The 23,873-nt window shown below is 70.0% G+C and carries 24 protein-coding genes and 1 riboswitch; of the genes, 14 read left to right on the top strand and 10 right to left on the bottom strand.

Going from position 1 to position 23,873, the window contains the following annotated elements:
* Positions 1-594 carry an ADP-ribosyltransferase gene (locus OG885_RS14615; RefSeq protein ID WP_405731026.1) on the top strand — a complete coding sequence of 198 codons (594 nt, stop codon included), beginning with the start codon at positions 1-3 and terminating at the stop codon, positions 592-594.
* On the opposite strand, the gene OG885_RS14610 is transcribed toward OG885_RS14615, so the two are convergent.
* Positions 548-1,216 carry a GNAT family N-acetyltransferase gene (locus OG885_RS14610; RefSeq protein ID WP_405731024.1) on the bottom strand — a complete coding sequence of 223 codons (669 nt, stop codon included), beginning with the start codon at positions 1,214-1,216 and terminating at the stop codon, positions 548-550. The genes OG885_RS14615 and OG885_RS14610 overlap by 47 nt on opposite strands.
* Positions 1,217-1,265: 49 nt before the next feature.
* Here OG885_RS14610 and OG885_RS14605 point away from each other — a divergent pair, with 49 nt between their 5' ends.
* The gene (locus tag OG885_RS14605; RefSeq protein ID WP_405731022.1) at positions 1,266-2,180 is read left to right on the top strand and encodes a MerR family transcriptional regulator; all 915 of its coding nucleotides are present in this window, start codon (positions 1,266-1,268) and stop codon (positions 2,178-2,180) included.
* A gap of 51 nt (positions 2,181-2,231) precedes the next feature.
* The gene (locus OG885_RS14600; RefSeq protein ID WP_405731020.1) at positions 2,232-2,444 is read left to right on the top strand and encodes an EF-hand domain-containing protein; all 213 of its coding nucleotides are present in this window, start codon (positions 2,232-2,234) and stop codon (positions 2,442-2,444) included.
* Between the two features lie 59 nt (positions 2,445-2,503).
* On the opposite strand, the gene OG885_RS14595 is transcribed toward OG885_RS14600, so the two are convergent.
* On the bottom strand, positions 2,504-3,283 hold the full coding sequence (locus OG885_RS14595) for an ABC transporter ATP-binding protein (protein ID WP_405731018.1): 780 nt from the start codon (positions 3,281-3,283) through the stop codon (positions 2,504-2,506).
* Complete coding sequence (locus OG885_RS14590; RefSeq protein WP_405731016.1) at positions 3,280-4,923, bottom strand: 2-isopropylmalate synthase; 1,644 nt, start codon at positions 4,921-4,923, stop codon at positions 3,280-3,282. Before OG885_RS14590 ends, OG885_RS14595 begins: the two co-directional genes overlap by 4 nt.
* 173 nt (positions 4,924-5,096) lie before the next feature.
* Between OG885_RS14590 and OG885_RS14585 the strand changes: the two genes are divergently transcribed.
* Entirely contained in the window at positions 5,097-5,789 is a 693-nt protein-coding gene (locus tag OG885_RS14585) for a FadR/GntR family transcriptional regulator (RefSeq protein WP_405731014.1), read from the top strand.
* On the opposite strand, the gene OG885_RS14580 is transcribed toward OG885_RS14585, so the two are convergent.
* On the bottom strand, positions 5,786-6,706 hold the full coding sequence (locus OG885_RS14580; protein WP_405731012.1) for an AraC family transcriptional regulator: 921 nt from the start codon (positions 6,704-6,706) through the stop codon (positions 5,786-5,788). The genes OG885_RS14585 and OG885_RS14580 overlap by 4 nt on opposite strands.
* Positions 6,707-6,807: 101 nt before the next feature.
* Here OG885_RS14580 and OG885_RS14575 point away from each other — a divergent pair, with 101 nt between their 5' ends.
* Entirely contained in the window at positions 6,808-7,806 is a 999-nt protein-coding gene (locus OG885_RS14575; RefSeq protein WP_405731010.1) for a zinc-dependent alcohol dehydrogenase family protein, read from the top strand.
* Positions 7,807-7,886: 80 nt separating this feature from the next.
* Entirely contained in the window at positions 7,887-8,549 is a 663-nt protein-coding gene (locus tag OG885_RS14570) for an NADPH-dependent F420 reductase (protein ID WP_405731008.1), read from the top strand.
* A gap of 13 nt (positions 8,550-8,562) precedes the next feature.
* Here OG885_RS14570 and OG885_RS14565 read toward each other — a convergent pair whose 3' ends face one another.
* The 6 genes from OG885_RS14565 to gcvT all read right to left on the bottom strand — a co-directional run bounded on the left by OG885_RS14565 (position 8,563) and on the right by gcvT (position 14,087).
* Entirely contained in the window at positions 8,563-9,105 is a 543-nt protein-coding gene (locus tag OG885_RS14565; protein WP_405731006.1) for an MOSC domain-containing protein, read from the bottom strand.
* Between the two features lie 15 nt (positions 9,106-9,120).
* Complete coding sequence (locus tag OG885_RS14560; protein WP_405731004.1) at positions 9,121-9,678, bottom strand: glycoside hydrolase family 25 protein; 558 nt, start codon at positions 9,676-9,678, stop codon at positions 9,121-9,123.
* 82 nt (positions 9,679-9,760) lie between these two features.
* Positions 9,761-11,128, bottom strand: a complete 1,368-nt coding sequence (locus OG885_RS14555) for an L-serine ammonia-lyase (RefSeq protein ID WP_405731002.1) — start codon at positions 11,126-11,128, stop codon at positions 9,761-9,763.
* 56 nt (positions 11,129-11,184) lie between these two features.
* Entirely contained in the window at positions 11,185-12,447 is a 1,263-nt protein-coding gene (gene glyA / locus OG885_RS14550; protein WP_405731000.1) for a serine hydroxymethyltransferase, read from the bottom strand.
* Between the two features lie 14 nt (positions 12,448-12,461).
* Positions 12,462-12,839 carry a glycine cleavage system protein GcvH gene (gene gcvH, locus OG885_RS14545; protein WP_405730998.1) on the bottom strand — a complete coding sequence of 126 codons (378 nt, stop codon included), beginning with the start codon at positions 12,837-12,839 and terminating at the stop codon, positions 12,462-12,464.
* A 117-nt stretch (positions 12,840-12,956) separates the two neighbouring features.
* Positions 12,957-14,087, bottom strand: a complete 1,131-nt coding sequence (gcvT, locus tag OG885_RS14540; RefSeq protein WP_405730996.1) for a glycine cleavage system aminomethyltransferase GcvT — start codon at positions 14,085-14,087, stop codon at positions 12,957-12,959.
* 144 nt (positions 14,088-14,231) lie between these two features.
* Positions 14,232-14,326: riboswitch (glycine riboswitch) on the bottom strand.
* Between the two features lie 189 nt (positions 14,327-14,515).
* Between gcvT and OG885_RS14535 the strand changes: the two genes are divergently transcribed.
* The 8 genes from OG885_RS14535 to OG885_RS14500 all read left to right on the top strand — a co-directional run bounded on the left by OG885_RS14535 (position 14,516) and on the right by OG885_RS14500 (position 23,862).
* A complete protein-coding gene (locus tag OG885_RS14535; RefSeq protein WP_405730994.1) occupies positions 14,516-15,178 on the top strand; it encodes an AAA family ATPase in 663 nt (220 codons plus the stop codon).
* 301 nt (positions 15,179-15,479) lie between these two features.
* A complete protein-coding gene (locus OG885_RS14530) occupies positions 15,480-16,265 on the top strand; it encodes an enhanced serine sensitivity protein SseB (RefSeq protein ID WP_405730992.1) in 786 nt (261 codons plus the stop codon).
* Between the two features lie 156 nt (positions 16,266-16,421).
* The gene (locus OG885_RS14525) at positions 16,422-17,216 is read left to right on the top strand and encodes an enhanced serine sensitivity protein SseB C-terminal domain-containing protein (RefSeq protein ID WP_399966545.1); all 795 of its coding nucleotides are present in this window, start codon (positions 16,422-16,424) and stop codon (positions 17,214-17,216) included.
* Between the two features lie 313 nt (positions 17,217-17,529).
* The gene (locus OG885_RS14520) at positions 17,530-18,537 is read left to right on the top strand and encodes an ABC transporter permease (RefSeq protein WP_405730989.1); all 1,008 of its coding nucleotides are present in this window, start codon (positions 17,530-17,532) and stop codon (positions 18,535-18,537) included.
* A 69-nt stretch (positions 18,538-18,606) separates the two neighbouring features.
* Positions 18,607-20,409, top strand: coding sequence for an ABC transporter substrate-binding protein (locus OG885_RS14515; protein WP_405730987.1), 1,803 nt, complete (start codon positions 18,607-18,609; stop codon positions 20,407-20,409).
* Positions 20,410-20,519: 110 nt separating this feature from the next.
* Positions 20,520-21,518, top strand: coding sequence for an ABC transporter permease (locus tag OG885_RS14510; RefSeq protein ID WP_405730985.1), 999 nt, complete (start codon positions 20,520-20,522; stop codon positions 21,516-21,518).
* On the top strand, positions 21,515-22,612 hold the full coding sequence (locus OG885_RS14505) for an ABC transporter ATP-binding protein (RefSeq protein WP_405730983.1): 1,098 nt from the start codon (positions 21,515-21,517) through the stop codon (positions 22,610-22,612). Before OG885_RS14510 ends, OG885_RS14505 begins: the two co-directional genes overlap by 4 nt.
* An 11-nt stretch (positions 22,613-22,623) precedes the next feature.
* Positions 22,624-23,862 (top strand): ABC transporter ATP-binding protein, encoded by a 1,239-nt coding sequence (locus tag OG885_RS14500; protein ID WP_405730981.1) that lies wholly within the window; start codon positions 22,624-22,626, stop codon positions 23,860-23,862.
* The last annotated feature ends 11 nt before the right edge of the window (positions 23,863-23,873 follow it).

Genomic DNA, 23,873 nt, shown 5'->3' with positions numbered 1-23,873 from the left:
ATGATCACCACTCGCCTGCGGCGGCGTGCCGCTGCCGCCGTCCTGTCCCTCGCCGCCGTCTTCGCCACCACGGCGGCCACCGCTCCCTCGAAGGCCCCCACGACCCCTGACTGCAAGGTCCAGTTCGACGACCCGATCAAGGCCGCCGTCGACCGAACCGTCGACGTCGGTCGCATCACCCCCGAGCCGGTCTGGCGCAAGAGCTGCGGCACCCTCTACCGCAGCGACGGCCGCGGCCCGGAGATCGTCTTCGCGGAGGGCTTCAAGCCGAAGGACGTCGTCGACGGCCAGTACGACATCGAGAAGTACGTGCTGGTCAACCAGCCCTCCCCGTACGTCTCCACGACCTACGACCACGACCTGTACAAGACGTGGTGGAAGTCCGGCTACAACTACTACATCGACGCCCCCGGTGGCGTGGACGTCAACAAGACCATCGGCGACACCCACAAATGGGCCGACCAGGTGGAGGTGGCCTTCCCCGGCGGCATCGCCCGGAAGTACATCATCGGCGTCTGCCCGGTGAACAAGACCACCAAGGTCGAGATCATGAGCGGCTGTCAGAGCAACCCGCATTACGAGGCGTGGCACTGAGCAGCAGCACCTCCGCCCCCACCGGCCGGTAACCGGCCGCCTGGAACGCCCGCGTGCTGCGGGCGTTCCCCGGCGCGACCTGCGCCCACAGCGGCTCGGCGACGAGCTGCCGGGCGGCCGTCACCAGCAGCCGCCCCAGCCCCCGGTGCCGCACGCCCTCGTCGACCTCGACCGAGACCTCCAGGCGGCCACCGATCCCGCGCCCCATGACGAGCACCCCGCCGTCCGCCGTCCAGGCCCGCACCTCGTCACGGCGCCCGCGCGCGTAGGCGATCCGCGGATGACCGGCGTCCTCGATCTCCCTGAGCGCGAGCGGCGGTTCGCCGGACAGGGGCGGGCCGACCAGCATCGTGTCGATCGTCTCGGCCCTACGCCCGGTCCGCTCCAGGAAGGCCGCCAGGAACCGCGGGTTCATGGTCGCGGCGAGCGGATCGCAGTCCAGCCCGCGCAGCGTCTCGTGCACCCAGTTTGGATCCTCGTCGGTGAAGACGACGGAGTGCGCGGTGAAGGCGAGCACCCCCGCGTCCCGGGCCGAGTGCTGCGGCACGACCGTCGTACGGCCGTCCGCCGGCGGGAAGACCCCGCGGGCCGCCGCGTCGAGAATGTCCCGAAGAGTCTCCACCGCACCCGCCCTTGAGTCTCCACCCACTGGAAGGCCCAGACTCACACACATGATCGACGACGGCACCGGACTTCTCACCATCGGCGAGCTGGCCCGGGCGACGGGCCTGACGGTCCGGACCATCCGCTACTGGTCCGACGAGGGCGTACTCGTGCCAGTGACCCGCTCCGCCGGGGGCTACCGGCTCTACGACACCTCGTGCGCCGCCCGCCTGGAGCTGATCCGCACCCTGCGCGAGCTGGGCCTCGGCCTGGACGACGTACGGAAGGTGCTGGACGGGGAGCGGACCGTCGTGGAGGTGGCGGCGGCGCATGTGACGGCGCTGGACGCGCAGATCCGTTCGCTCAAGGTGACCCGGGCGGTGCTGTCGACCGTGGCGCGACGCGGTTCGACCGCAGAGGAGATGACCCTGATGAACAAGCTGGCACGGCTGTCGGCGGCCGAACGGGCCCGGATCGTCGAGGACTTCACGACGGAGATCTTCGACGGGCTCGACACCGCCGACCCCGAGATCCGCACGCGGCTGCGGTTCGCCCCGGCGGATCTGCCGGACGACCCGACGCCCGAGCAGGTCGACGCGTGGGTCGAGCTCGCCGAGATGATGCAGGACCCCGAGTTCCGGACGCTGATGCGCAGGATGATCGAGTTCAACGCGGCCGACCGCGGCCCGGACGTGCCCGCGGGCACCTCGCTGTGGTTCATGAGCCGCCTGGTGCAGCTCGCGGGGGAGGCGCTGGAGCGGGGGATCGCGCCGGACGCGCCCGAGGCCGCCGACCTGCTGCGGGGACTGCTCGGCGACGCGGACCCGACCGAGGTGCTGACCCGGCTGGAGGCGGGCTCCAACGTGCGGGTGGCCCGCTACCGCCGGCTGTGGGCGGCGGTGGCGGGGCTCGGACCGCAGGCGGCGTACGAGGAGGAGTTCGCGTGGGTGGTCGCCGCGCTGCGCTCTCGGACCGCCGGTTAATCTGACCCCCGGCAACAAGCCAAGCAAGGTACGACGAAAAGGGGCGGATCGGTGGCGAACATCGACGAGGCACGCAAGGACTTCGAGCGGATCGACACGGACGGTGACGGCTTCATCACCGCCGCGGAGTTCAAGAGCGCCCTCGCTCAGGAAGGCGACTGGAACGTCACCGAGTCGGTCGCCGAGGTGATCATCAAGACCCGTGACCTCAACGGCGACAAGGTGCTCTCCTTCGACGAGTTCTGGGCGTACCTGAGCAAGTGACGCGAGCGGGAAGGGGGCGCCCGAGGAGCCGCAAGAGGCTTTTGGGGGCGCCCCCTTCGTCATGCCCGGCGCACGCTCCAGCGGCCGTCCCGCCGGTCCAGGACCAGGGGCAGGTCGAAGCACTTGCCGACCTGGTCACCGGTGAGGACCTCGGCGGCCGGACCCCGGGCGAGGACCCTTCCCTCGCGCAGGAGCAGGGCGTGGGTGGTGCCGCCGGGGAGTTCTTCCAGATGGTGGGTGACCAGGACCGTCGCCAGCGTCGGATGCTCCCGGCGCAGCTCGTCCAGCGCCCCGATCAGGTGCTCCCGTCCGGGCAGATCGAGGCCGGTCGCCGGTTCGTCCAGGAGCAGCAGCCGCGGTTCGGGCATCAGCGCCCGCGCGATCAGGGTGCGCCCGCGCTGCCCCTGCGAGAGCGTGGGCCAGCGGGCGTCGCGGAGCGCCGTGAGACCGAGCGTGTCGATGAGCCGGTCCGCCCGTTCCTCCTGCGCGGGCGTCGGACGCCAACGCGGCAGCGGGGCCACGGAGTTGGTCAGCCCGGTCAGGACGACGTCCCGGGTGCGCAACGGCTGTGTGAGCGGATGGCGCGGATCGACATGACCCACGTACGCCCGCAGCTCCCGCAGATCGACCCGGCCCAGGCGGCGCCCGAGCACCTCCACCGTCCCGCGTGTGGGATGGACCACCGCGCCCAGCAGGCTCAGCAGCGTCGACTTGCCCGCCCCGTTGGCGCCGAGGAGCGCCCAGTGCTCGCCGGCCCGGACGGTCAGGCTCACCTCCTGGAGAATCGGCCGCCCCTCCCGTACGACGTCCACGCCCTCCGCGCGCAGCACCTCCGTCATCGCAGCCCCCGGTTCACCGCGGACAGCACCGCCGCCGTCGCGCTCTCCCCGGCGCCCCACGCGGTGCGGCCGTTGACCTCGACCTCGGCGTAGGCGGCCCCGGCGTCCTCGGTGAAGTCCAGGACGCGAACCGTGAACCCGGCGCCGGCGAGGGCGTCGACGAAGGCGGAGACCGGGCCCGCGCCCGTGCCCTCGTAGTCGCCGACCCGGTCACCGGTGCGCAGGGTGCAGACGAAGCGGTGTCCGCCGGAACCGTCCGGTTGGGTGGACCAGGTCTCCAGCGCCACCTCGCCGTCCGCGACGACGTACGTCGAGCGGAACAGGTCGTACAGCTCCTTCGGTGTCATCTCCCGCCCGCTGTCGTCCGTGGCCTCCTGCACGACCCGGGAGAAGTCCGGACGCATGCGCGGCGGCAGGTCGACGCCGTGGTGGGTCTTCAGCAGGTACGCCATGCCGCCCTTGCCCGACTGGGAGTTCACCCGGATCACCGCCTCGTAGGAGCGGCCGATGTCGGCCGGGTCGATCGGCAGGTACGGGACGCTCCAGGGCTCGTCCGGGTGAGCGGCCCGATGTGCGAGGCCCTTGCTGATGGCGTCCTGGTGGGTGCCGGAGAACGCGGTGTGGACGAGGTCGCCCGCATAGGGGTGGCGGGGGTGCACCGGCAGGCGGTTGCAGTGCTCGACCGTCTCCTTGACGCGGTCGATGTCGCTGAAGTCGACCATGGGGTCCACGCCTTGGGCGTACAGGTTCATGGCGAGGGTCACCAGGTCGACGTTCCCGGTGCGCTCGCCGTTGCCGAACAGACAGCCCTCGACGCGCTGCGCACCGGCCAGGACGGCCAGTTCGGCGCAGGCGACGCCTGTGCCGCGGTCGTTGTGGGGGTGCACGGAGAGGATGACCGAGTCACGGCGGGACAGGTTGCGGTGGACGTACTCGATCTGGTCGGCGTAGACGTTCGGGGTCGCGATCTCCACCGTCGCCGGGAGGTTGTGGGTGACCGGACGGTCCGGGCTCGCGTCCCACAGTCCGGTCAGCAGGTCGCACAGTTCCAGCACGAAGTCCGGCTCGGTGAGGTTGAAGGTCTCGGGGGAGAACTGGAAGCGGACACCGGGGTGTCGGCCGAGCCGGGCCATCCGCTCGGCCGCCTCCCGGACGGTCCGCCGGATGTCCGCCCGGTCACGGCCGAGGACGACCTCGCGCCACACCGGTGACGTGGCGATGTACAGATGGACGACGGCCCTCGGCAACCCCTCGATCGACGCGAAGGTCCGGTCGATGAGGTCGGCCCTGGCCGGGGTGAAGACGACGGGGGTGACGTCGTCCGGTACGGCGTCGGTGGTCACCAGATGCCGGACGAAGTCGAAGTCGGTGCGGCTGGCGGACGGATAGCCCACCTCGATCTCCTTGAACCCGGTCGCCACCAGCAGGTCGTACAGACGGCGCTTGCGCGGGGTGTCCATCGGTTCGGCCAGCGCCTGGTTGCCGTCGCGCAGGTCCACGGGGACCCAGAGCGGGGCGCGCTCGATCCGGGCGGAGGGCCAACTCCGGTCGGATGCGGGGACGTTCACCCGCTCGTCGTACGGGCGGTAGCGGTGGTACGGCATGGGACTCGGGCGCTGTGGATTCCAGACGCTGGTCATGGCTTCGGCGTTTCCTTCGGCTCGGTCGCGGGAGACCGGCGGCAGCACGGCGCCCGCGGCGGGGTGCCGGTCGCGTCAGGCCCCGCCGCGGCAGCCGAGAAGAAGGAGACCACGGAAGATCATGGGGGTACGCTAGCCACTCCTCAGGTCCTCAGACAAGTGGGAAACGTGAAGTGAGTACGTCGTCATCGCCCCTGGGCCCCCTCCGGCCCAGCCCGCTGGTGGAACAGGCCGCCGAACGCCTGCGCGCCCAGATCGCCGCCGGCCACTGGGAAGTCGGCAGCAAGCTGCCCGGCGAGACCACCCTCGCCAGGGAGTTGGGCGTGGGCCGCTCCACGGTCCGCGAGGCCCTGCGCGCCCTGGCCGGCGCGGGGCTGGTCCAACCCCGGCAGGGCGCCGGGGTGTTCGTCCTCGCCACGGAACCGACGGCGGACTGGCCGACCCGGCTGCGGCGGGCCGCGGTGACGGATGTCTACGAGGTGCGGATGGGTCTGGAAGTGCACGCCGCCCGCCTCGCCGCGCGGCGCCGGACACCGGAGGACGTGGCGGCCATGGAGCTGGGGCTGCGGGGCCGCAGGGCGGCTTCGCAGCGGGACGACGAGGCGTTCATCGACGCCGACATCGCCTTCCACGCGGCGGTGGTGGGGGCCGCCCACAACCCCGTACTCGCCGATCTCTTCACGGAGTTCACCCCGGTCCTGCGACAGGGCCTGATCGAGCTCCTGGCCCTGACCGGCCTGCGCAGCCACGACCCCAACACGGCCGACGAGGCCCATGAGGCGCTGGTGCGGGCGGTCGCGGACGGGGACGCGGAAGCGGCGGCGGAGGTGGTACGGGCAGAGCTGGAGGACCCGTTCGCGGCTTAGGAGGCGTGCCTGCGGTACTGCCCCGGCGCTACCCCGTACTCCCGCTTGAACGCCTTGGCGAAGGCGAACTCCGAGGTGTAGCCGGTGCGTTGGGCGACCTGGCGGAGCGGCAGGTCCGCCGCGCGCAGCAGTCGGCCGGCCGTCGTCATGCGCCACCACGTCAGATACGCGAGCGGCGGCCGCCCCACCAGCGTGGTGAACCGGCGGGCGAACGCCGCCCGGGACAGGCCGCCGTGGGCGCCGAGTTCCTCCACCGTCCAGGGGTGGTCCGGCGCGGCGTGGATGGCCTGCAACGCCGAAGTCACCGCGGGGTCGGCGAGCGCCGCCGCCCAGCCGGTGGGATGCCGGTCGGTGCGGGCCTCGCCCTGCCACCAGGCGCGCAGGATGTAGAGCAGCAGGGTGTCCAGGAGCGAGGCGACGATGATGTCCGCGCCGGGCCGCGGTTCCTCCAGCTCGGTGCCCAGCAGTTCCACGGTCGCCCCCAGGGACCGGTGGGCGCCGACCGTGGCGGGCAGATGCACGACCTCCGGCAGCTCGGTAAGCAGGGGGTGCGCCCGGCTGCGGTCCAGCCAGTAGGCGCCGCACAGCAGGACCGTGTCCGGCACGGCGTCCCGCACGGGAGGCGGGGGCGGGGACGGGGGTTCGTCCGGGCGGAACCGGACGACCGTCGGCTCCACGTCCGGACCGCTGGTCAGCGCGTATCCCCGCCCGTGCGCCAGGAACACCACGTCCCCCGGTGCGAGCGCCACCGGCTCGCCCGCCGAGGGCAACAGCCAGGCCGACCCGCGCAGCACCACATGGAACCCGGCGCCCTCCGAGTCCTCGATCCGCATGCCCCAGGGCGCGTACTTGTCCCGCCTGCCCGAGTGCGGCCGCCCGGTGCGCATCGCGGCGATCGCGTCGCTGAGTACGTCCATGTCCGCCACCGTAGCCGGGAGTTGGGGGAAGAGACGCTGGGACAGGAAACGGAGATCGACAGACATGGATCGTCTCAGCCGTGGCTCCTAGCGTGGACGACATGCCAACCACCGCACGTACCGTGCTCTTTCATGACCTGGGCGGACCCGAGGTGCTGACGATCGAGGACGTTCCGGTGTCCGCCCCCGGTCCCGGTCAAGTCACCGTCCGCGTCGAGGCGTTGGGCCTCAACCGCGCCGAAGCCCTCTTCCGCTCCGGCGCCTACTACTACCAGCCCGCCCTCCCCGCCTCCCGCCTCGGCTACGAGGCGTCCGGAGTCGTCGAGGCGGTCGGCGAGGGCGTCACCGCACTCACCGTCGGCGACCCGGTGACCACCGGACCCGGCATCGAGATGAGCGCCCAGGGCGTCTACGCGGAACGGGTCGTCCTGCCCGAGACCTCGGTGCTGCCCCGCCCCGCTTCCGTGGACGCCGTCACGGGGGCGGCGTCCTGGCTGACGTACACGACCGCCTACGGAGCCCTCCTGGAGACGGCCGGGCTCAGGCCCGGCGACCACGTCCTGATCACCGGGGCCTCCAGCGGGGTGGGTACGGCGGCGATCCAGGTGGCCCGCCGTATCGGCGCGATCCCGCTGGTGACGACCCGTACGGAGGCCAAGCGGCAGGGGCTGCTGGAGGCGGGCGCGGCGGAGGTGATCGTCTCCGAGGGCGGCGCCGAGACGGTGGCGAAGGAGGCCAGGCGGCTCACCGGCGGTCAGGGCGTCGAGGTGATCTTCGACGCGATCGGCGGCCCCGGCTTCCGTCCCCTGGCCGAGGCGCTCGCGGAGGGCGGTTCGGTGGTGGCCTACGGCTGGCTGGACAGCCGTCCCGCCGAGATCCCCTGGAACTGGCCCTTCACGATCCACACGTACGCCAACATGATCCTCACCGCGACGCCGGGCGGGCGCCGCCGCTCCACGGCCTTCCTCAACGCGGGCCTGTCCGACGGCGGCTTCCGGCCGGTGATCGCCGAGGTCTTCGAGGGCCTGGACCGCATCCGGGACGCCCATGCTCTGATGGAGTCCAACCGCCATACGGGGAAGATCGTGGTCCGGATCTGAGCCCGCCGGAATACACCCCGGCCGACCGGGGTTGATGCCACTCAGACATATGCACATGCATAAGATCTGGAGGGCTTGTCATGAAGATCGGCATCATCGGCGCGGGCAACATCGGCGGCAACCTCACCCGACGGCTCACCGCCCTCGGGCACGAGGTGGCGGTGGCCAACTCCCGCGGCCCCCAGACCCTCACCGCGCTAGCGGAGGAGACGGGCGCGACGCCGGTCCCGGTCGAGGAGGCCGCGCGCGGTGCGGAGGTGGTCGTCGTCACGATCCCGCTCAAGGCGATCCCGGACCTGCCGAAGGGCGTCCTCGACGGGGCGGCGGACGGGGTGGCGGTGATCGACACCGGCAACTACTACCCGAAGCAGCGGGACGGCCGGATCGCCGGGATCGAGGACGAGGGTCTGACGGAGAGCCGCTGGACGGAACAGCACCTCGGCCACCCCGTCATCAAGGCCTTCAACGGCACCTACGCCCAGGACATCCTGGACCGCCACCGCCCGGCCGGCGCCCCCGACCGCCAGGCCCTCCCGGTCGCCGGCGACGACGAGGCGGCCAAGGCGAAGGTCCGCGCCCTCATCGACGAACTCGGCTTCGACACGGTCGACGCGGGCGGCCTCGACGACTCCTGGCGCCAGCAGCCGGACACGCCGGTGTACGGACTCCAGGAGGGCGTGGACGCGGTGGCGAAGGCCCTGGCCGACGCGAGCCCGGAGCGCCCGGAGGGTTTCCGCGCCTGACGCCTGCCGACGGTCAGACGATCTCCAAGGGCACGTGCGGCCCGTCCGGCAGCTCCACCACGATCCCGTCGCCGGGCCGCACGACCCCGCCCTCCAGGACGACGCTCATGATCCCGCCCTTGAGCCGGAGCTTCCCCTCGGCGTCCCGGGTGACGACCTGCTTCAGCAGCCCTTGCCGGAAGTTGTCGATCTGAAGACAGGGGTTCCGCAGCCCGGTCACCTCGACGACGGCCCGCTCGCCGAGGCGCAGCCGGGCCCCGACGGGCAGCGCGAGCAGATCGATGCCCTGTGTGGTGACGTTCTCCCCGAGCTCCCCGGCGCCGACCTCGATGCCGGCTTCCCTGACCTCGTCGAACAGCTCCTGGTGAAGAAGGTGCACCTGGCGCAGATTCGGCTGAGAGGGGTCCCTCGCCACCCGGGACCGGTGCTTGACCGTCACCCCGGCGTGCACATCCCCTTCGACTCCCAGCCCGGCGAGCAGCGTGATGCTCTCCCGGTTGGGTTTGGTGAAGGAGTAGGTCCCGTTGCTGCTGACCGCAGTGATCTTCCCGCCCATGGCACGGACTCTACGTCAGGCGTCCTCGGCCCATTCGCGCAGTGCGGCCTTGCTCGTGAAGTCCGCCACGTTCTTGTCCAGCGGGTCGTCGGTGTACTGGTGGAAGCGCCACTTCGCCTTGATGCGGGGCTTGCCCGCCGTCACATAGTCGGCGATCCAGAGACCGTCCCCCGCGTAGGAGGTCGTGTCGATGTTCAGCCAGTAGTTCCGGTTCGTGTAGAGGACGACCCGGTTGTCCGGCCGCAGCTCCTTCACCTTCCGGATGAACCGGTCCTTCTCCGCGTTGGTCGCGTGCGTCCCCTCGCCCGTGGTCTCCCAGTCCACGGCGAGGATGTCGCCCGCCCGCTCCGGGGCCTTGCTCACGAAGTACTCCGCCTGGGCCGTCAGGTTGCCCGGCCAGAGGAAGTGATAGAAGCCGACGACCAGCCCCGCGTCCCGGGCCCGCTTCGTCTGGGCCGCGAGTTTGGGGTTGGTGTACGTCCGCCCCTCCGTCGCCTTGACGAAGACGAAGGAGAGGCCGTCGGTGCTGTAGGAGGAGGACTGGTAGGCGCTTACGTCGATGCCGCGCAGCATGGGGGCTCCCTGAAGTGCCGTTGGGGGGCAGGGGTCGGCGGGTGAATCGCCAACCACCTTGGCATGGAGGCCCCTTGCCCGTTCAGCACTCGATGATGTTCACCGCGAGTCCGCCCCGAGCCGTTTCCTTGTACTTGACGCTCATGTCGGCGCCGGTCTCCTTCATGGTCTTGATGACCTTGTCGAGGGAGACCTTGTGGGAGCCGTCGCCGCGCATGGCCATGCGTGCGGCGGTGACGGCCTTGACGGCGGCCATGCCGTTGCGTTCGATGCAGGGGATCTGGACGAGTCCGCCGACGGGGTCGCAGGTGAGGCCGAGGTTGTGTTCCATGCCGATCTCGGCGGCGTTCTCGACCTGCTCCGGGGAGCCGCCCAGCACCTCCGCCAGCGCGCCGGCGGCCATGGAGCAGGCGGAGCCGACCTCGCCCTGGCAGCCGACCTCGGCGCCGGAGATGGAGGCGTTCTCCTTGAAGAGCATGCCGATGGCGCCGGCGGCCAGCAGGAACCGCACGACCCCGTCCTCGTCGGCGCCCGGAACGAAGTTGATGTAGTAGTGCAGGACGGCGGGGATGATGCCGGCCGCGCCGTTCGTCGGGGCTGTCACCACGCGCCCACCGGCCGCGTTCTCCTCGTTCACCGCCATCGCGTAGAGCGTGATCCACTCCATCGCGTGCGCCAACGGGTCGCCCTCCGCCCGGAGTTGGCGGGCGGTGACGGCGGCGCGGCGCTTGACCCGGAGTCCGCCCGGCAGGATGCCCTCACGGCTCATGCCGCGTGAGACGCAGGCCTGCATGACGCGCCAGATGTCGAGGAGCCCGGACCGGATCTCGTCCTCCGTGCGCCAGGAAAGCTCGTTCTCCAGCATGAGGGCGGAGATCGACAGGCCGGTCTCCTTCGTCAGGCGGAGCAGCTCGTCGCCGGTGCGGAAGGGGTACTTCAGGACCGTGTCGTCCAGCTTGATGCGGTCCGCGCCCACCGCGTCCTCGTCGACGACGAACCCGCCGCCGACCGAGTAGTACGTCTTCGACAGCAGCTCCGCCCCGGACGCGTCGAACGCCCACAGCGTCATGCCGTTCGCGTGGTAGGGGAGCGTCTTGCGGCGGTGCAGGACCAGATCGTCGTCGTAGGAGAACGCGATCTCACGCTCACCCAGCAGGTTCAGCCGCCCCGTGTCCTTGATCGACGACACCCGGTCGTCCGCGGTCTCGACGTCCACCGTACGAGGGGACGCGCCCTCCAGACCCAGCAGCACCGCCTTGGGTGTGCCGTGGCCGTGGCCGGTCGCGCCCAGGGAGCCGTACAGCTCCGAGCGGACCGTCGCCACCGAGGACAGCACGCCCTCGTTGCGCAGACGGCGGGCGAACATACGGGCCGCACGCATCGGGCCGACCGTGTGCGAGCTCGACGGACCGATGCCGATCGAGAACAGGTCGAAGACCGAGATGGCCACGGGAACTCCTAAAGAAAGGGTGGGGGCACACGCCATCGGGTGCCCCCACCAGGGAACTACTTGTTCAGACCGGGGTAAAGCGGGTGCTTGTCGGCGAGTGCCCTGACCCGGGTCTTGAGGCTTTCGACGTCGTACGACGGCTTCAGCGCCGACGCGATCACGTCCGCGACCTCGGTGAAGTCGGCGGCGGTGAAGCCGCGGGTGGCCAGGGCCGGGGTGCCGATGCGCAGGCCGGAGGTCACCATCGGGGGGCGCGGGTCGTTGGGGACGGCGTTGCGGTTGACCGTGATGCCGACCTCGTGGAGACGGTCCTCGGCCTGCTGTCCGTCCAGTTCGGACTCGCGCAGGTCCACCAGGATCAGGTGCACGTCCGTGCCGCCGGAGAGCACGTTGATCCCGGCCTCGCGGGCGTCCGCCGCGGTCAGGCGCTCGGCGAGGATGCGTGCACCCTCCACGGTACGCCGCTGGCGCTCCTTGAACTCCTCGGAGGCGGCGACCTTGAAGGAGACCGCCTTCGCGGCGATCACGTGTTCCAGGGGGCCGCCCTGGAAGCCGGGGAAGACGGAGGAGTTGAGTTTCTTGGCGAAGGTCTGCTTGGCGAGGATGATGCCGCCGCGCGGGCCGCCGAGGGTCTTGTGGGTGGTGGAGGTGACCACGTCGGCGTGTTCGACGGGGTTGGGGTGCAGTCCTGCGGCGACGAGGCCGGCGAAGTGGGCCATGTCGACCCACAGGTAGGCCTCGACCTCGTCGGCGATGCGCCGGAATTCGGCGAAGTCCAGCTGGCGCGGGTAGGCGGACCAGCCGGCGATGATCACCTTGGGGCGGTGTTCCTTGGCGAGGCGTTCGACCTCGGCCATGTCGACGAGTCCGGCGTCGTCGACGTGGTAGGCGACCACGTTGAACTGCTTGCCGGAGAAGTTCAGGCGCATGCCGTGGGTGAGGTGGCCGCCGTGGGCGAGGTCGAGGCCGAGGATGGTGTCGCCGGGGGAGGCGAGGGCGAAGAGGGCGGCCTGGTTGGCGGAGGCGCCGGAGTGGGGCTGGACGTTGGCGTACTCGGCGCCGAACAGTTCCTTGATCCGGTCGATGGCGATCTGTTCGGCGACGTCGACGTGCTCGCAGCCGCCGTAGTAGCGGCGGCCGGGGTAGCCCTCGGCGTACTTGTTGGTCAGGACCGAGCCCTGGGCCTCCATGACCGCGAGCGGGGCGAAGTTCTCGCTCGCGATCATCTCCAGGGTGGACTGCTGACGGTTCAGCTCGGCGTCGACCGCGGCGGCGACCTCCGGGTCGAGCTCATGCAGGGACGTGTTCAGGACGGACATACGTCTACGACTCCTCAGCCGGCGGAAAAGGCGGTGTACTCGTCGGCGGAGAGCAGGTCGGCCGGCTCGTCCGCGATGCGTACCTTGAACAGCCAGCCGCCCTCGAAGGGGGCGGAGTTCACCAGCGACGGGTCGTTGACGACGTCCTCGTTGACCTCGGTGACCTCACCGGAGACGGGGGAGTACAGGTCGCTGACCGACTTGGTCGACTCCAGCTCGCCGCAGGTCTCGCCCGCGGTCACCGTGTCACCGACCTCCGGGAGCTGCACGAAGACGACATCGCCGAGCGCGTTGGCCGCGTGCTCCGTGATGCCGACCGTCGAGACGCCGTCCTCGGCGCCCGACAGCCACTCGTGCTCCTTGCTGTAGCGCAGCTGCTGGGGGTTGCTCATGGCCTGAATTCTCCTGTACGCGGGGTGATGATGAATGTCCGGGACTGCTGGGAACGTGCGTGAGCAGCGGAAATGTGCGCAGGGTCACGTGCGGACGCGCGACCTGGCGTCCAGTGTCTACTTCTGCCGCTTGTAGAAGGGGAGAGCCACGACCTCGTACGGCTCGTGGGTGCCCCGGATGTCCACCCCGACGCCGGAGGTGCCCGGAGCGGCGTGCGCGGCGTCGACGTACGCCATCGCGATCGGCTTGCCCAGGGTGGGCGAGGGGGCGCCGGAGGTGACCTCGCCGATCACCTGGCCGTCGGCGACCACGGTGTACCCGGCGCGCGGGACGCGGCGGCCCTCGGCGATCAGGCCGACGAGGACGCGGGGCGGGTTCTCGGCGGACCGGGCGGCGGCCTCCTGAAGCGCCTCGCGCCCCACGAAGTCGCCCTCCTTCTCGAACTTCACCACCCGGCCGAGCCCGGCGTCGAAGGGGGTGAGCGAGGTGTTCAGCTCATGCCCGTACAGCGGCATGCCCGCCTCCAGGCGCAGGGTGTCCCGGCAGGACAGGCCGCAGGGGACCAGACCGACGCCCTCGCCGGCCTTGGTCAGCGCCTGCCACAGCTCGACCGCGTGCTCCGGCTTCACGAACAGCTCGAAGCCGTCCTCGCCGGTGTAGCCGGTGCGGGCGATCAGCGCCGGGACGCCGGCGACCGTGCCGGGCAGACCGGCGTAGTACTTGAGTCCGTCGAGGTCGGCGTCGGTGAGGGACGCGAGGATGCCGGGGGACTCGGGGCCCTGGACTGCGAGCAGCGCGTACGCGTCCCGGTCGTCGCGCACCTCGGCGTCGAAGCCGGCGGAGCGCTCGACGAGCGCGTCGAGGACGACCTGGGCGTTGGAGGCGTTGGCGACGACCAGGTATTCAGAAGAAGCGGCCTCGGTGTCTTCGAGCCGGTAGACGATCAGGTCGTCGAGGATGCCACCGTCCTCGCGGCAGATCATGGTGTAGCGGGCGCGGCCGACGCCGACGGAGGCGATGTTGCCGACGAGGGCGAAGTTCAGCAGCTGGGCGGCCTCAGGCCCGGTCACCGTGATCTCGCCCATGTGGGAAAGGTCGAAGAGCCCGGCCCTCGTCCGCACGGCGTTGTGCTCGTCGCGCTCGGAGCCGTAGCGCAGGGGCATGTCCCAGCCGGCGAAGTCGGTCATCGTCGCGCCGAGCGCGCGATGCAGGGCGTCGAGCGCGGTCAGACGGGGTTCATTGCTCATCGGACGGTTGTCTCCCAAGGCATGACAGGCGAGGTCGTTCCTCCCCATCTGTCATCGGAACCTGAGAGGTTCGCCATGACCGTAGGGGACATGACTTGCACCTTGGGTGGAGCCACCGGAGGGCGGCTCGCTTTTCAGATGTGCCTCGCCCGCGCGGTAACGGGGCCTGAGAGATTCAAGGGAGGGACTTGCTCCTTCGGCGCCCCAACCAGTGGTGGGGACTCTCCCGCGCGGATTCAAACGGCCGGTATGCAGTTGGCGCGGACATCATTGCACGCATCCGTCATCAACGGCAGGGCCGCACCTGGCGTGGCCTTTGTAACTGGCTTGTGGCAGGACGATCACCAAAACAAGAGAGACACCCCATTACCTTCTCTTTACGCTCGGTGGGGAGGGGAACCCCCTGACCCCGGAGGAGGACGATCACGGTGAACAGGCCCACTGCGTACGCCACCACCTCGGCCGTCGCGCTGCCCGCACAGCCGACCGCTCCGGCCCAGGAGGCATGCGCACCGCGGCCGGTCGTGCGTGACCTGCGCGACCGCGCCGGCCACACCCCGCACGCCCTGCTCTTCGCCCCGGCCGACCTGGTCGTGATCACCGGCCTGCCCGGCAGCGGCAAGTCGACCCTGATGCGACGCGCCGTCAAGGGCGCCCGGATCGACTCCCAGGACACCCGCGACCGCTGGGACGCCCGCGCGCCCCGCCTTCTGCCGTACGCGCTCTACCGTCCCCTGGTCCGCTTCGCCCACTACGTCGGTCTGCGCCGCGCCCTGCGCTCCGGCGAGGGGGTCGTGGTGCACGACTGCGGCACCCAGACCTGGGTGCGCGGCTGGCTGGCCCGCGCGGCCCGGCGCCGCGGCGGCACACTGCACCTGCTGCTGCTCGACGTCACCCCGGACACCGCGCTCCAGGGCCAGCGCGAGCGCGGCCGGGGCGTCTCGCGCTACGCCTTCCTCCGCCACCGCACGGCGGCCGCCCGCCTGATCCGCTCGGTGGAGAAGGGCGAACTCCCACAGGGCGTTGGCTCGGCGATCCTCCTGGACCGGCAGGCAGCAGACGCCCTGCGCCGCATCGGCTTCACGGGCTGACGGGTCTGCGCCGGGTCGGCTTCACGGGCTGACGGGTCTGCGCCGGGTCGGCTTCACGGGCTGACGGGTCTGCGCCGGGTCGGCTTCACGGGCTGACGCGCCCTGCGCCGGATCGGGTTCGCGGACTGACGGTTCTGTGCCGGGTCGGGTTAGCGGGCTGACGCGCCTGCGCCAGGTCGGGTTCACCGGCCGGCGCGCCCTGCGCCGCATCGGGTTCGCGGGCTGACGGCCAGGGCGCCAGGGGCCCGTCACCCGTTAGCCTTTCAGCCACATCAGCGGTACTCGGCAGGCGGACGGACAGATGGACTTCCCGGCACAGGACTTCCCGGCACAGGCACACCCCCATCCGCACGGCGGCGGATGGCCCGGCAACGAGCTGGAGGAGGTGCTCTCGGCCTCCCTCGGCGTGCCCGGGGCCGGCGGCCGGATCATCGAGGTCCTCGGCCGCAGCTTCGTCTGGATCCCCCTGCCGAACGGCGGCGGCGCCCACACCGGCCCCCTCGATCTGCCCACCCTCCAGATCGAGGGCCAGGCCTACGTCCCGGTCTTCAGCTCGGAGGAGCAGTTCCGTCAGGTCGCCGGGGCGCACATGTCGTACACCGTCGCCCCCGCGGTGGAGTTCGCGCGCGGCCTCCCGCCGCAGCTCGGCCTGGCCCTCAACCCGGACGGCGTGGTCGGCGTCCCCCTGCCGCCGGCCGCCGTGGCGGAGCTGTGCCGGGTGGGCCGCACCCCGCTGGACGGCCCCAACAGCGGCGGCCGCGTCAAGCTCTACGAGCCCGACTGGCAGGACGACCCGGTGGACTTCCTCGCCGCCGCCTCCGCCGAGTTCGCCGCGACGGGAGTCGTCCTGACGGCCCGCCGCTGCCTGGCCGCCATCGAGACGGCGGAGCCCGTGATGTTCGTGGGCGTGGAACTCTCCCCATGGGAGGGCGATTTGCGTACCCTCCCGATGGACGCCCTGGGCCGGGCGCTGGGCCGGGCCCCGGTGGCCTGGCCGGTCAACCTGGTCCTGCTGGACGTGGCGGACGACCCGGTGGGGCATTGGCTGCGCGAAAAGGTACGTCCGTTCTACACGCAGGGCATGTAGACGTACCCAGGGGCGCGGGGCTGTGTCGATGTGCGGCTCCGCCGCGTGGGCGCGACCAGCCCCCACCGACCCGCACCCGCGGACCACCGCAAGCCCCGAGCTCTCAACGCTTAAGCTGTTTCCGACTACGAAACTTTCCCGAAGGGGCGGTAGAAGGTGAGTGCCAGCGGCACAGCGACCGGCACGGTCGAGCACATGCTGCGCCAGGTGACGCCAGGGCGCTATGACGCCTACGAGGCACTCCTCCGCGCCCTCGCCACCCCCTCCTCCGGCCAGATCTGGATGCTCCTCTGGCACGGCCAGGCGGGCTCCCCGGACGCCCAGTACGGAAACATGGAGGTCGACGGCCACGGCTACGCGCCCTGTGTCACCTCCGCCCAGGAACTGAGCGCGAGCGGTTGGAACCGCTCGTACGAGGTCGTCGACGGAGTCGACGTGGCGCGCACCCTCTACCCGGACCAGTTCGGTCTCTGGCTGAACCCGCACGCCCCCGGCGGCGGCGTCGGCATCCCCTGGCTCGACCTGCGCCGGATCGCGACCGGCCTGGAGCGCCAGCCCGCGGGCCCCCTCCGGCTGTCGGAACCCGGCATCGAGATCCCGCAGTTCTACGCCCTGATCGCGCAGAACGCCCACCGCACCCCGGCCGTCCGCTCGCTGCGCCGCGCCTGGGTGCAGCCGGCGCTCGGGGCGCCGTACCTCGCCATCGGGCTCGACGTCTACGACACCAGCCCGCCCGCCGTCGACTCGGTGCGCGCGATGATGCAGCAGTCCATCGGCGCGGTCCCGGACGGACTGCCGGTGTCGACGGTCGCCATGTCCGACGAGTACGACCCGGTCGCGATGTGGATGCGGGCCGGTGCCCGTCCCTTCTACGACCGCGAGGCACACGCGGCCCCGGCGCAGGCGCCGGCGGCCGGGTACGGCTACCCTCCGGCGCCCGGCGGCTACTGAGCCGAACCGGCCACAGGCTCTCGTGTTACGGGAGTGTGTCTGCGCGCGTAGATGAGGGCAGAAGGCCCCGTGAGGCCCGTATTGCCCCAACTGGCCTGCGTCCGACGGCCGTTACCTGCTGTCCGGATAACGGAACCCTGCAGCCCGCATCACGTTTATGCATCCTTTCCTCGCCAAGTCTGGCAACAGATCGCCAAAGCGTTGAAGACTCCCGCACCAGGGGTGGGTTCGCCCCTGTGTACGACGGACTGATCACGCCGCTACAGCGGCAAGTGCGGGCCGGCTACCGCCGGTTGAGAGGGGTCCCTGCCAGATGACGGCACCATTGCACGAGCCGACCGCGGAAGCGGCCCCGAGCGCGGCCGAAGAAGCGGCGGTCAACGCCGGCGCCAAGGCCGTACAGGGACGTTCCCTGGGCCGGATCGCCTGGGAGCGTTTGAAGCGGGACAAACTCGCCCTCGCGGGCGGCATCGTCGTGCTCCTCCTCATCGCGGTCGCACTGCTCGCGCCCGTGATCACCAGCCTCTACGGCCAGGACCCGAACACGTACAACGACAAGGACCTGATCGACCCGCTGTTCGGCACCCCCAAGGGGTCCTTCGGCGGCATGAGCGGCGACCACTGGCTGGGCGTCGAGCCGGTCAACGGCCGTGACATCTTCGCCCGTATCGTCTACGGCGCCCGGATCTCGCTGCTCGTCGGCTTCCTGTCCGCGATCGTCGCCGTGATCATCGGTACCGTTCTGGGCGTCCTGGCCGGCTTCTTCGGCGGCTGGATCGACTCCGCCATCAGCCGGGTCATGGACGGTCTGCTGGCCTTCCCGCAGCTGCTGTTCATCATCGCGCTGGTCTCCGTCATGCCGAACGAGATGCTCGGACTGTCCGGCACGGGCGTGCGCCTGTTCGTGATGATCCTGGTCATCGGGTTCTTCGGCTGGCCCTACATCGGACGCGTGGTGCGTGGCCAGACGCTCTCGCTGCGCGAGCGTGAATACGTCGAAGCGGCCCGTTCGCTCGGCGCCGGGCGGCTCTACATCCTGTTCAAGGAACTGCTGCCCAACCTCGTCGCGCCGATCATCGTGTACACGACGATGATGATCCCCACCAACATCCTCACCGAGGCGGCGCTCAGCTTCCTGGGCGTGGGCGTCAAGCCGCCCACGGCCTCCTGGGGGCAGATGCTCTCGAACGCGATCGACTACTACAAGTCGGACCCCACCTACATGGTGGTCCCGGGTGTAGCGATCTTCATCACGGTTCTTGCCTTCAATCTCTTCGGCGACGGCGTGCGGGACGCGCTGGACCCGAAGGGATCCCGCTGAACTGCCGTACACAAAGCGTCCCGTGGCACCAACACGGGGTCTCTCATCAAATCCGGAGGATCCGAGATCGTGACTACCCAACGCACCTCAGGGCGGCGGAAGCAGGCGTTCGCCGCTGCCGCCGCGGTCGCCGCGCTGCTGACGACGGCGGCGTGCGGCGGCGGCGATGACGACAGCGGCAACGGCAAGGGCTCCTCGACGGGCGCGGCCGGCTTCAACGCCGCGAACAACAAGGTCGCCCAGGCCTCGCTCGCCAAGAAGGGCGGCGAGCTGAAGTTCGCCGGTGCCCAGGACGCCGACTCGTGGGACACCACGCGCGGTTACTACGGCTTCATGTGGAACTTCGCGCGCTACTACAGCCGCCAGCTCGTCACCGGTGCCGCGGCTCCGGGCGAGAAGGGCACGGAGCTCACCCCGGACCTCGCCACCGGTCTCGCCAAGGTCACCGACGGCGGCAAGACCTACACGTACACCCTGCGTGACGGCATCACGTGGGAGGACGGCAAGGAGATCACCTCCAAGGACGTCAAGTACGGCATCGAGCGCGTCTGGGCGCAGGACGTGCTGTCCGGCGGCCCGGTCTACCTGAAGGACGTCCTCGACCCCAAGGGCGAGTACAAGGGCCCGTACAAGGACTCCTCCGCCGACAAGCTCGGTCTGAAGGCGATCGACACTCCGGACGACAAGACCGTCGTCTTCCACCTGCCGGAGCCCAACGCCGACTTCGAGGAGATCCTCGCCCTGGTCTCGGCCTCCCCGGTCCGCCAGGACAAGGACACCAAGTCCAAGTACGGCCTGAAGCCGTTCTCCTCCGGTCCGTACAAGTTCCAGTCGTACAGCCCGGGCAAGGACCTGGTCCTGGTCCGCAACGACAAGTGGAGCCAGGCCTCGGACCCGATCCGCAAGGCGTACCCGGACAAGATCTCGGTCAAGTTCTTCTCGAACGCCAACGACCTGGACGCCCGTCTGCTCGCCGGTGACTACGACCTGGACATCAACCAGACCGGTCTGTCCCCGCAGGGCCGCACCAGCGCCCTCCAGGAGCACAAGGCCAACCTGGACAACCCGGTCTCCGGCTACATCCGCTACGCGACCTTCCCGCAGAGCGTGAAGCCGTTCGACAACGAGCACTGCCGCAAGGCCGTGATCTACGGCGCCGACCACGTCTCGCTGCAGACCGCGCGCGGTGGCCCGGTCGCCGGTGGTGACATCGGCACCAACATGCTCCCGCCGACCGTCCCCGGTTCCGAGGGCCAGTCGTACGACCCGTACGAGCTGAACGGCGCGAACAAGAACGGCAACGTCGCCAAGGCCAAGGAAGAGCTGAAGGCCTGCGGCAAGCCGAACGGCTTCAAGACCACCATCGCCGTCCGTAACAACAAGCCGGTCGAGGTCGCCACCGCCGAGTCGCTTCAGGCCTCCCTGAAGAAGGTCGGCATCGACGTCAACATCGACCAGTTCGACGGTTCGCAGACGTCCGGCATCATCGGCAGCCCCTCCAACGTGAAGAAGAAGGGCTACGGCATCATCATCATGGGCTGGGGCGCCGACTTCCCGTCGGTCCAGGGCTTCGGTCTGCCGCTGTGGGACGGCAAGTACATCCTCGAGAGCGGTAACAACAACTTCGCCCTGATCGACGACAAGAAGATCAACGGCCTGTTCGACACCTACGTGAAGACGCAGGACGACGCGGGCAAGCTGGCGATCGCGAAGGACATCAACCACGCGGTCATGGACGGCGGCTACTACCTGCCGTTCGTCTTCGAGAAGTTCGTCAACTGGCGCGGTGACCGTCTCGCGAACGTCTACACGTCGGACAACTACAGCGGCATGTACGACTTCGTGAACCTCGGTCTGAAGTCCGCGAAGTAATCCCGGCACACCCGCCGTACGGCACGAAAGGCAGGTGAAGGCCGGCGACGTGGGAGCGCGGGCCACCGGAAGACCTCCGGTGGCCCGCGGCCCGCGGCGGGCCGAGAGCTGTGCTCGCTTACCTCATCAGGCGGCTGTTCGCCGCCGCAGTGATGCTCGTGGTCATCATCATGGTGGTCTTCGGCATCTTCTTCCTCGTCCCCAAGTGGGCGGGCGTCGACGTCGCCTTGAGCTTCGTGGGCAAGCAGGCCGACCCCGCCGCCGTCGAGGGCGTGCGGCAGAAGCTCGGACTGAGCGACCCGATCTACGCTCAGGTCTGGGAGTTCTTCAAGGGTCTCTTCGCCGGCCGCACCTATGTGGGCGGTGGCGACTCCGTGCACTGTGCGGCGCCGTGCTTCGGCTACTCCTTCCGCACCGAGCAGGCCATCTGGCCGGTGATCACCGACCGCTTCCCGGTGACCCTGGGTCTCGCGCTCGGTGCCGCCTTCCTGTGGCTGCTGTTCGGTGTGGCCGCGGGTGTGCTCTCCGCGCTCAAGCGGGGCAGCCTGTGGGACCGCGGTGCGATGGTGGTCGCCCTCGCGGGTGTCTCCCTCCCGATCTACTTCACCGGTCTGCTGAGCCTCGCGATCTTCTCGTACAGTCTCGGCTGGGTCGAGGGCGAGTACGTGCCCCTCGACGAGAGCTTCACCGGCTGGCTCGGCGGCATGATCCTCCCCTGGATCACCCTCGCCTTCCTCTACGCGGCGATGTACGCCCGGATCACCCGGGCCACCATGATGGAGATCCTCGGCGAGGACTACATCCGCACCGCCCGCGCGAAGGGCCTCAAGGAGCGGGTCGTCATCGGCAAGCACGCCATGCGCTCGACGATGACCCCCATCCTGACCATGCTCGGCATGGACCTCGGCGCCCTCATCGGCGGCGCGATCCTGACCGAGACCACGTTCAGCCTTCCCGGCCTCGGCCAGGCGGTGCTCAACGGCATCAAGACCCAGGACCTGCCCATCATTCTGGGCGTCACCCTGATCACTTCTCTCGCGGTGCTGATCGCCAACCTCGTGGTGGACATCCTCTACGCCGTGATCGACCCCCGAGTGAGGCTCGCATGACCGAACTCAGCAAGAGCGGAGCGGCCGTGGGCGAGCCCACCCCCGCTTCGCCCGCGCCGACCTCCTTCCTGGAAGTGCGCGACCTCAAGGTGCACTTCCCGACCGACGACGGTCTGGTCAAGTCCGTCGACGGGCTCTCCTTCAAGCTGGAGAAGGGCAAGACCCTCGGCATCGTGGGCGAGTCCGGCTCCGGCAAGTCGGTGACCTCGCTCGGCATCATGGGCCTGCACACCGCCGGTCAGTACGGCAAGCGCAAGGCGCAGATCTCCGGCGAGATCTGGCTGGACGGCACCGAGCTGCTCACCGCCGACCCGGACCATGTGCGCAAGCTGCGTGGCCGCGAGATGGCGATGATCTTCCAGGACCCGCTGTCGGCGCTGCACCCGTACTACACGATCGGCCAGCAGATCGTGGAGGCGTACCGCATCCACCACAAGGTGGACAAGAAGACCGCCAAGCGCCGTGCGGTGGAGATGCTCGACCGGGTCGGCATCCCGCAGCCGGACAAGCGGGTGGACAACTACCCGCACGAGTTCTCCGGCGGTATGCGCCAGCGCGCGATGATCGCGATGTCGCTGGTCAACAACCCCGAACTGCTCATCGCGGACGAGCCGACGACCGCCCTGGACGTGACCGTCCAGGCGCAGATCCTCGACCTGATCCGGGATCTGCAGAAGGAGTTCGGCTCCGCGGTCATCATCATCACCCACGACCTGGGCGTCGTCGCCGAGCTCGCCGACGACATCCTGGTGATGTACGGCGGGCGCTGCGTCGAGCGCGGTCCGGCCGAGAAGGTGTTCTACGAGCCCCGCCACCCCTACACCTGGGGTCTGCTCGGTTCGATGCCGCGCCTCGACCGTGACCAGCAGGAGCGCCTGATCCCGGTGAAGGGCTCCCCGCCCTCGCTGATCAACATCCCGTCCGGCTGCGCCTTCAACCCGCGCTGCCCGTACGCGGACATCCCGAAGGACAACGTCACCCGCACGGTTCGCCCGGAGCTCGCCGAGGTCGGCAGCCAGCACTGGGCCGCCTGCCACATGACGCAGGAGCAGCGGGAGCGGATCTGGACCGAAGAGATTGCGCCGAAGCTGTGAGCGAGGACAAAGTGAGCATCCCTGCGCAGAGCGACGGCACGCTGGTCACCAAGGCCGACGCCGCCCCCGGCGAGACCCTGCTGAAGGTGACCGGGCTCCAGAAGCACTTCCCGATCAAGAAGGGCCTGCTCCAGCGGCAGGTCGGCGCGGTCCGCGCGGTCGACGGCATCGACTTCGAGGTCAAGTCCGGCGAGACCCTCGGTGTCGTGGGCGAGTCGGGCTGCGGCAAGTCGACGATGGGCCGGCTGATCACCCGGCTGCTCGAACCGACGGCCGGCAAGGTCGAGTTCGAGGGCCAGGACATCACGCACCTCGGTGTCGGCGGCATGCGTCCGCTCCGCCGTGATGTGCAGATGATCTTCCAGGACCCGTACTCGTCGCTGAACCCGCGCCACACCATCGGCACGATCGTCGGCGCGCCCTTCAAGCTCCAGGGTGTGACCCCCGAGGGCGGCATCAAGGCGGAGGTCCAGCGGCTCCTTTCGGTCGTGGGCCTCAACCCCGAGCACTACAACCGCTATCCGCACGAGTTCTCCGGCGGTCAGCGTCAGCGCATCGGCATCGCCCGCGCGCTGGCCCTGAACCCGAAGCTGGTCGTGGCCGACGAGCCGGTCTCCGCGCTCGACGTGTCCATCCAGGCCCAGGTCGTGAACCTGCTCGACGACCTCCAGCAGGAGCTCGGCCTGACGTACGTGATCATCGCGCACGACCTCTCGGTCGTCCGGCACGTCTCGGACCGGATCGCGGTGATGTACCTCGGCAAGATCGTCGAGCTGGCGGACCGCGAGTCGCTGTACAAGGCGCCGATGCACCCGTACACCAAGGCGCTCATGTCGGCGGTGCCGATCCCGGACCCGCGGCGCAAGAACGCCAAGTCCGAGCGCATCCTGCTCAAGGGTGACGTCCCGTCGCCGATCTCCCCGCCGAGCGGCTGCCGCTTCCACACCCGGTGCTGGAAGGCGACGCAGATCTGCACGACGACCGAGCCGAAGCTGGTGGAACTGAAGCCGGGCCAGCAGGTGGCATGCCACCACCCGGAGAACTTCGAGGACCAGGCTCCCCAGGACACCGTGCTGCTGACGGTCGCGAAGGAAGCGGCCGAGCTGGTCGCGGACGAGGTCCTGGCGGAGAGCGCGGAGACGTCGGCGGCGGTCGCGGCGGAGGTCGCTTCCGAGGGTACGCCTGCCGCCGAGGAGGCACCTGCCTCCGAGGAAGCGGAAGCCGACGGTCAGGAGTCAACTGACAAGTAACGCATGACGAC

Origin of the sequence: Streptomyces sp. NBC_00028 (assembly GCF_045041065.1) — a bacterium.
In the GTDB taxonomy this organism is placed as follows: domain Bacteria; phylum Actinomycetota; class Actinomycetes; order Streptomycetales; family Streptomycetaceae; genus Streptomyces.
This window is presented reverse-complemented; position numbering and strand designations above follow the sequence as displayed.

What these genes read in the sequence shown, in the direction of transcription:
- glyA (WP_405731000.1), bottom strand. Translation starts at nt 12,447, where the DNA reads ATGTCCGTCCTGAACACGTCCCTGCATGAGCTCGACCCGGAGGTCGCC.
- OG885_RS14590 (WP_405731016.1), bottom strand. Translation starts at nt 4,923, where the DNA reads ATGACCAGCGTCTGGAATCCACAGCGCCCGAGTCCCATGCCGTACCAC.
- gcvT (WP_405730996.1), bottom strand. Translation starts at nt 14,087, where the DNA reads ATGAGCAATGAACCCCGTCTGACCGCGCTCGACGCCCTGCATCGCGCG.
- OG885_RS14575 (WP_405731010.1), top strand. Translation starts at nt 6,808, where the DNA reads ATGCCAACCACCGCACGTACCGTGCTCTTTCATGACCTGGGCGGACCC.
- OG885_RS14530 (WP_405730992.1), top strand. Translation starts at nt 15,480, where the DNA reads ATGGACTTCCCGGCACAGGACTTCCCGGCACAGGCACACCCCCATCCG.
- gcvH (WP_405730998.1), bottom strand. Translation starts at nt 12,839, where the DNA reads ATGAGCAACCCCCAGCAGCTGCGCTACAGCAAGGAGCACGAGTGGCTG.
- OG885_RS14570 (WP_405731008.1), top strand. Translation starts at nt 7,887, where the DNA reads ATGAAGATCGGCATCATCGGCGCGGGCAACATCGGCGGCAACCTCACC.
- OG885_RS14520 (WP_405730989.1), top strand. Translation starts at nt 17,530, where the DNA reads ATGACGGCACCATTGCACGAGCCGACCGCGGAAGCGGCCCCGAGCGCG.
- OG885_RS14580 (WP_405731012.1), bottom strand. Translation starts at nt 6,706, where the DNA reads ATGGACGTACTCAGCGACGCGATCGCCGCGATGCGCACCGGGCGGCCG.
- OG885_RS14505 (WP_405730983.1), top strand. Translation starts at nt 21,515, where the DNA reads ATGACCGAACTCAGCAAGAGCGGAGCGGCCGTGGGCGAGCCCACCCCC.
- OG885_RS14595 (WP_405731018.1), bottom strand. Translation starts at nt 3,283, where the DNA reads ATGACGGAGGTGCTGCGCGCGGAGGGCGTGGACGTCGTACGGGAGGGG.
- OG885_RS14565 (WP_405731006.1), bottom strand. Translation starts at nt 9,105, where the DNA reads ATGGGCGGGAAGATCACTGCGGTCAGCAGCAACGGGACCTACTCCTTC.
- OG885_RS14615 (WP_405731026.1), top strand. Translation starts at nt 1, where the DNA reads ATGATCACCACTCGCCTGCGGCGGCGTGCCGCTGCCGCCGTCCTGTCC.
- OG885_RS14560 (WP_405731004.1), bottom strand. Translation starts at nt 9,678, where the DNA reads ATGCTGCGCGGCATCGACGTAAGCGCCTACCAGTCCTCCTCCTACAGC.
- OG885_RS14605 (WP_405731022.1), top strand. Translation starts at nt 1,266, where the DNA reads ATGATCGACGACGGCACCGGACTTCTCACCATCGGCGAGCTGGCCCGG.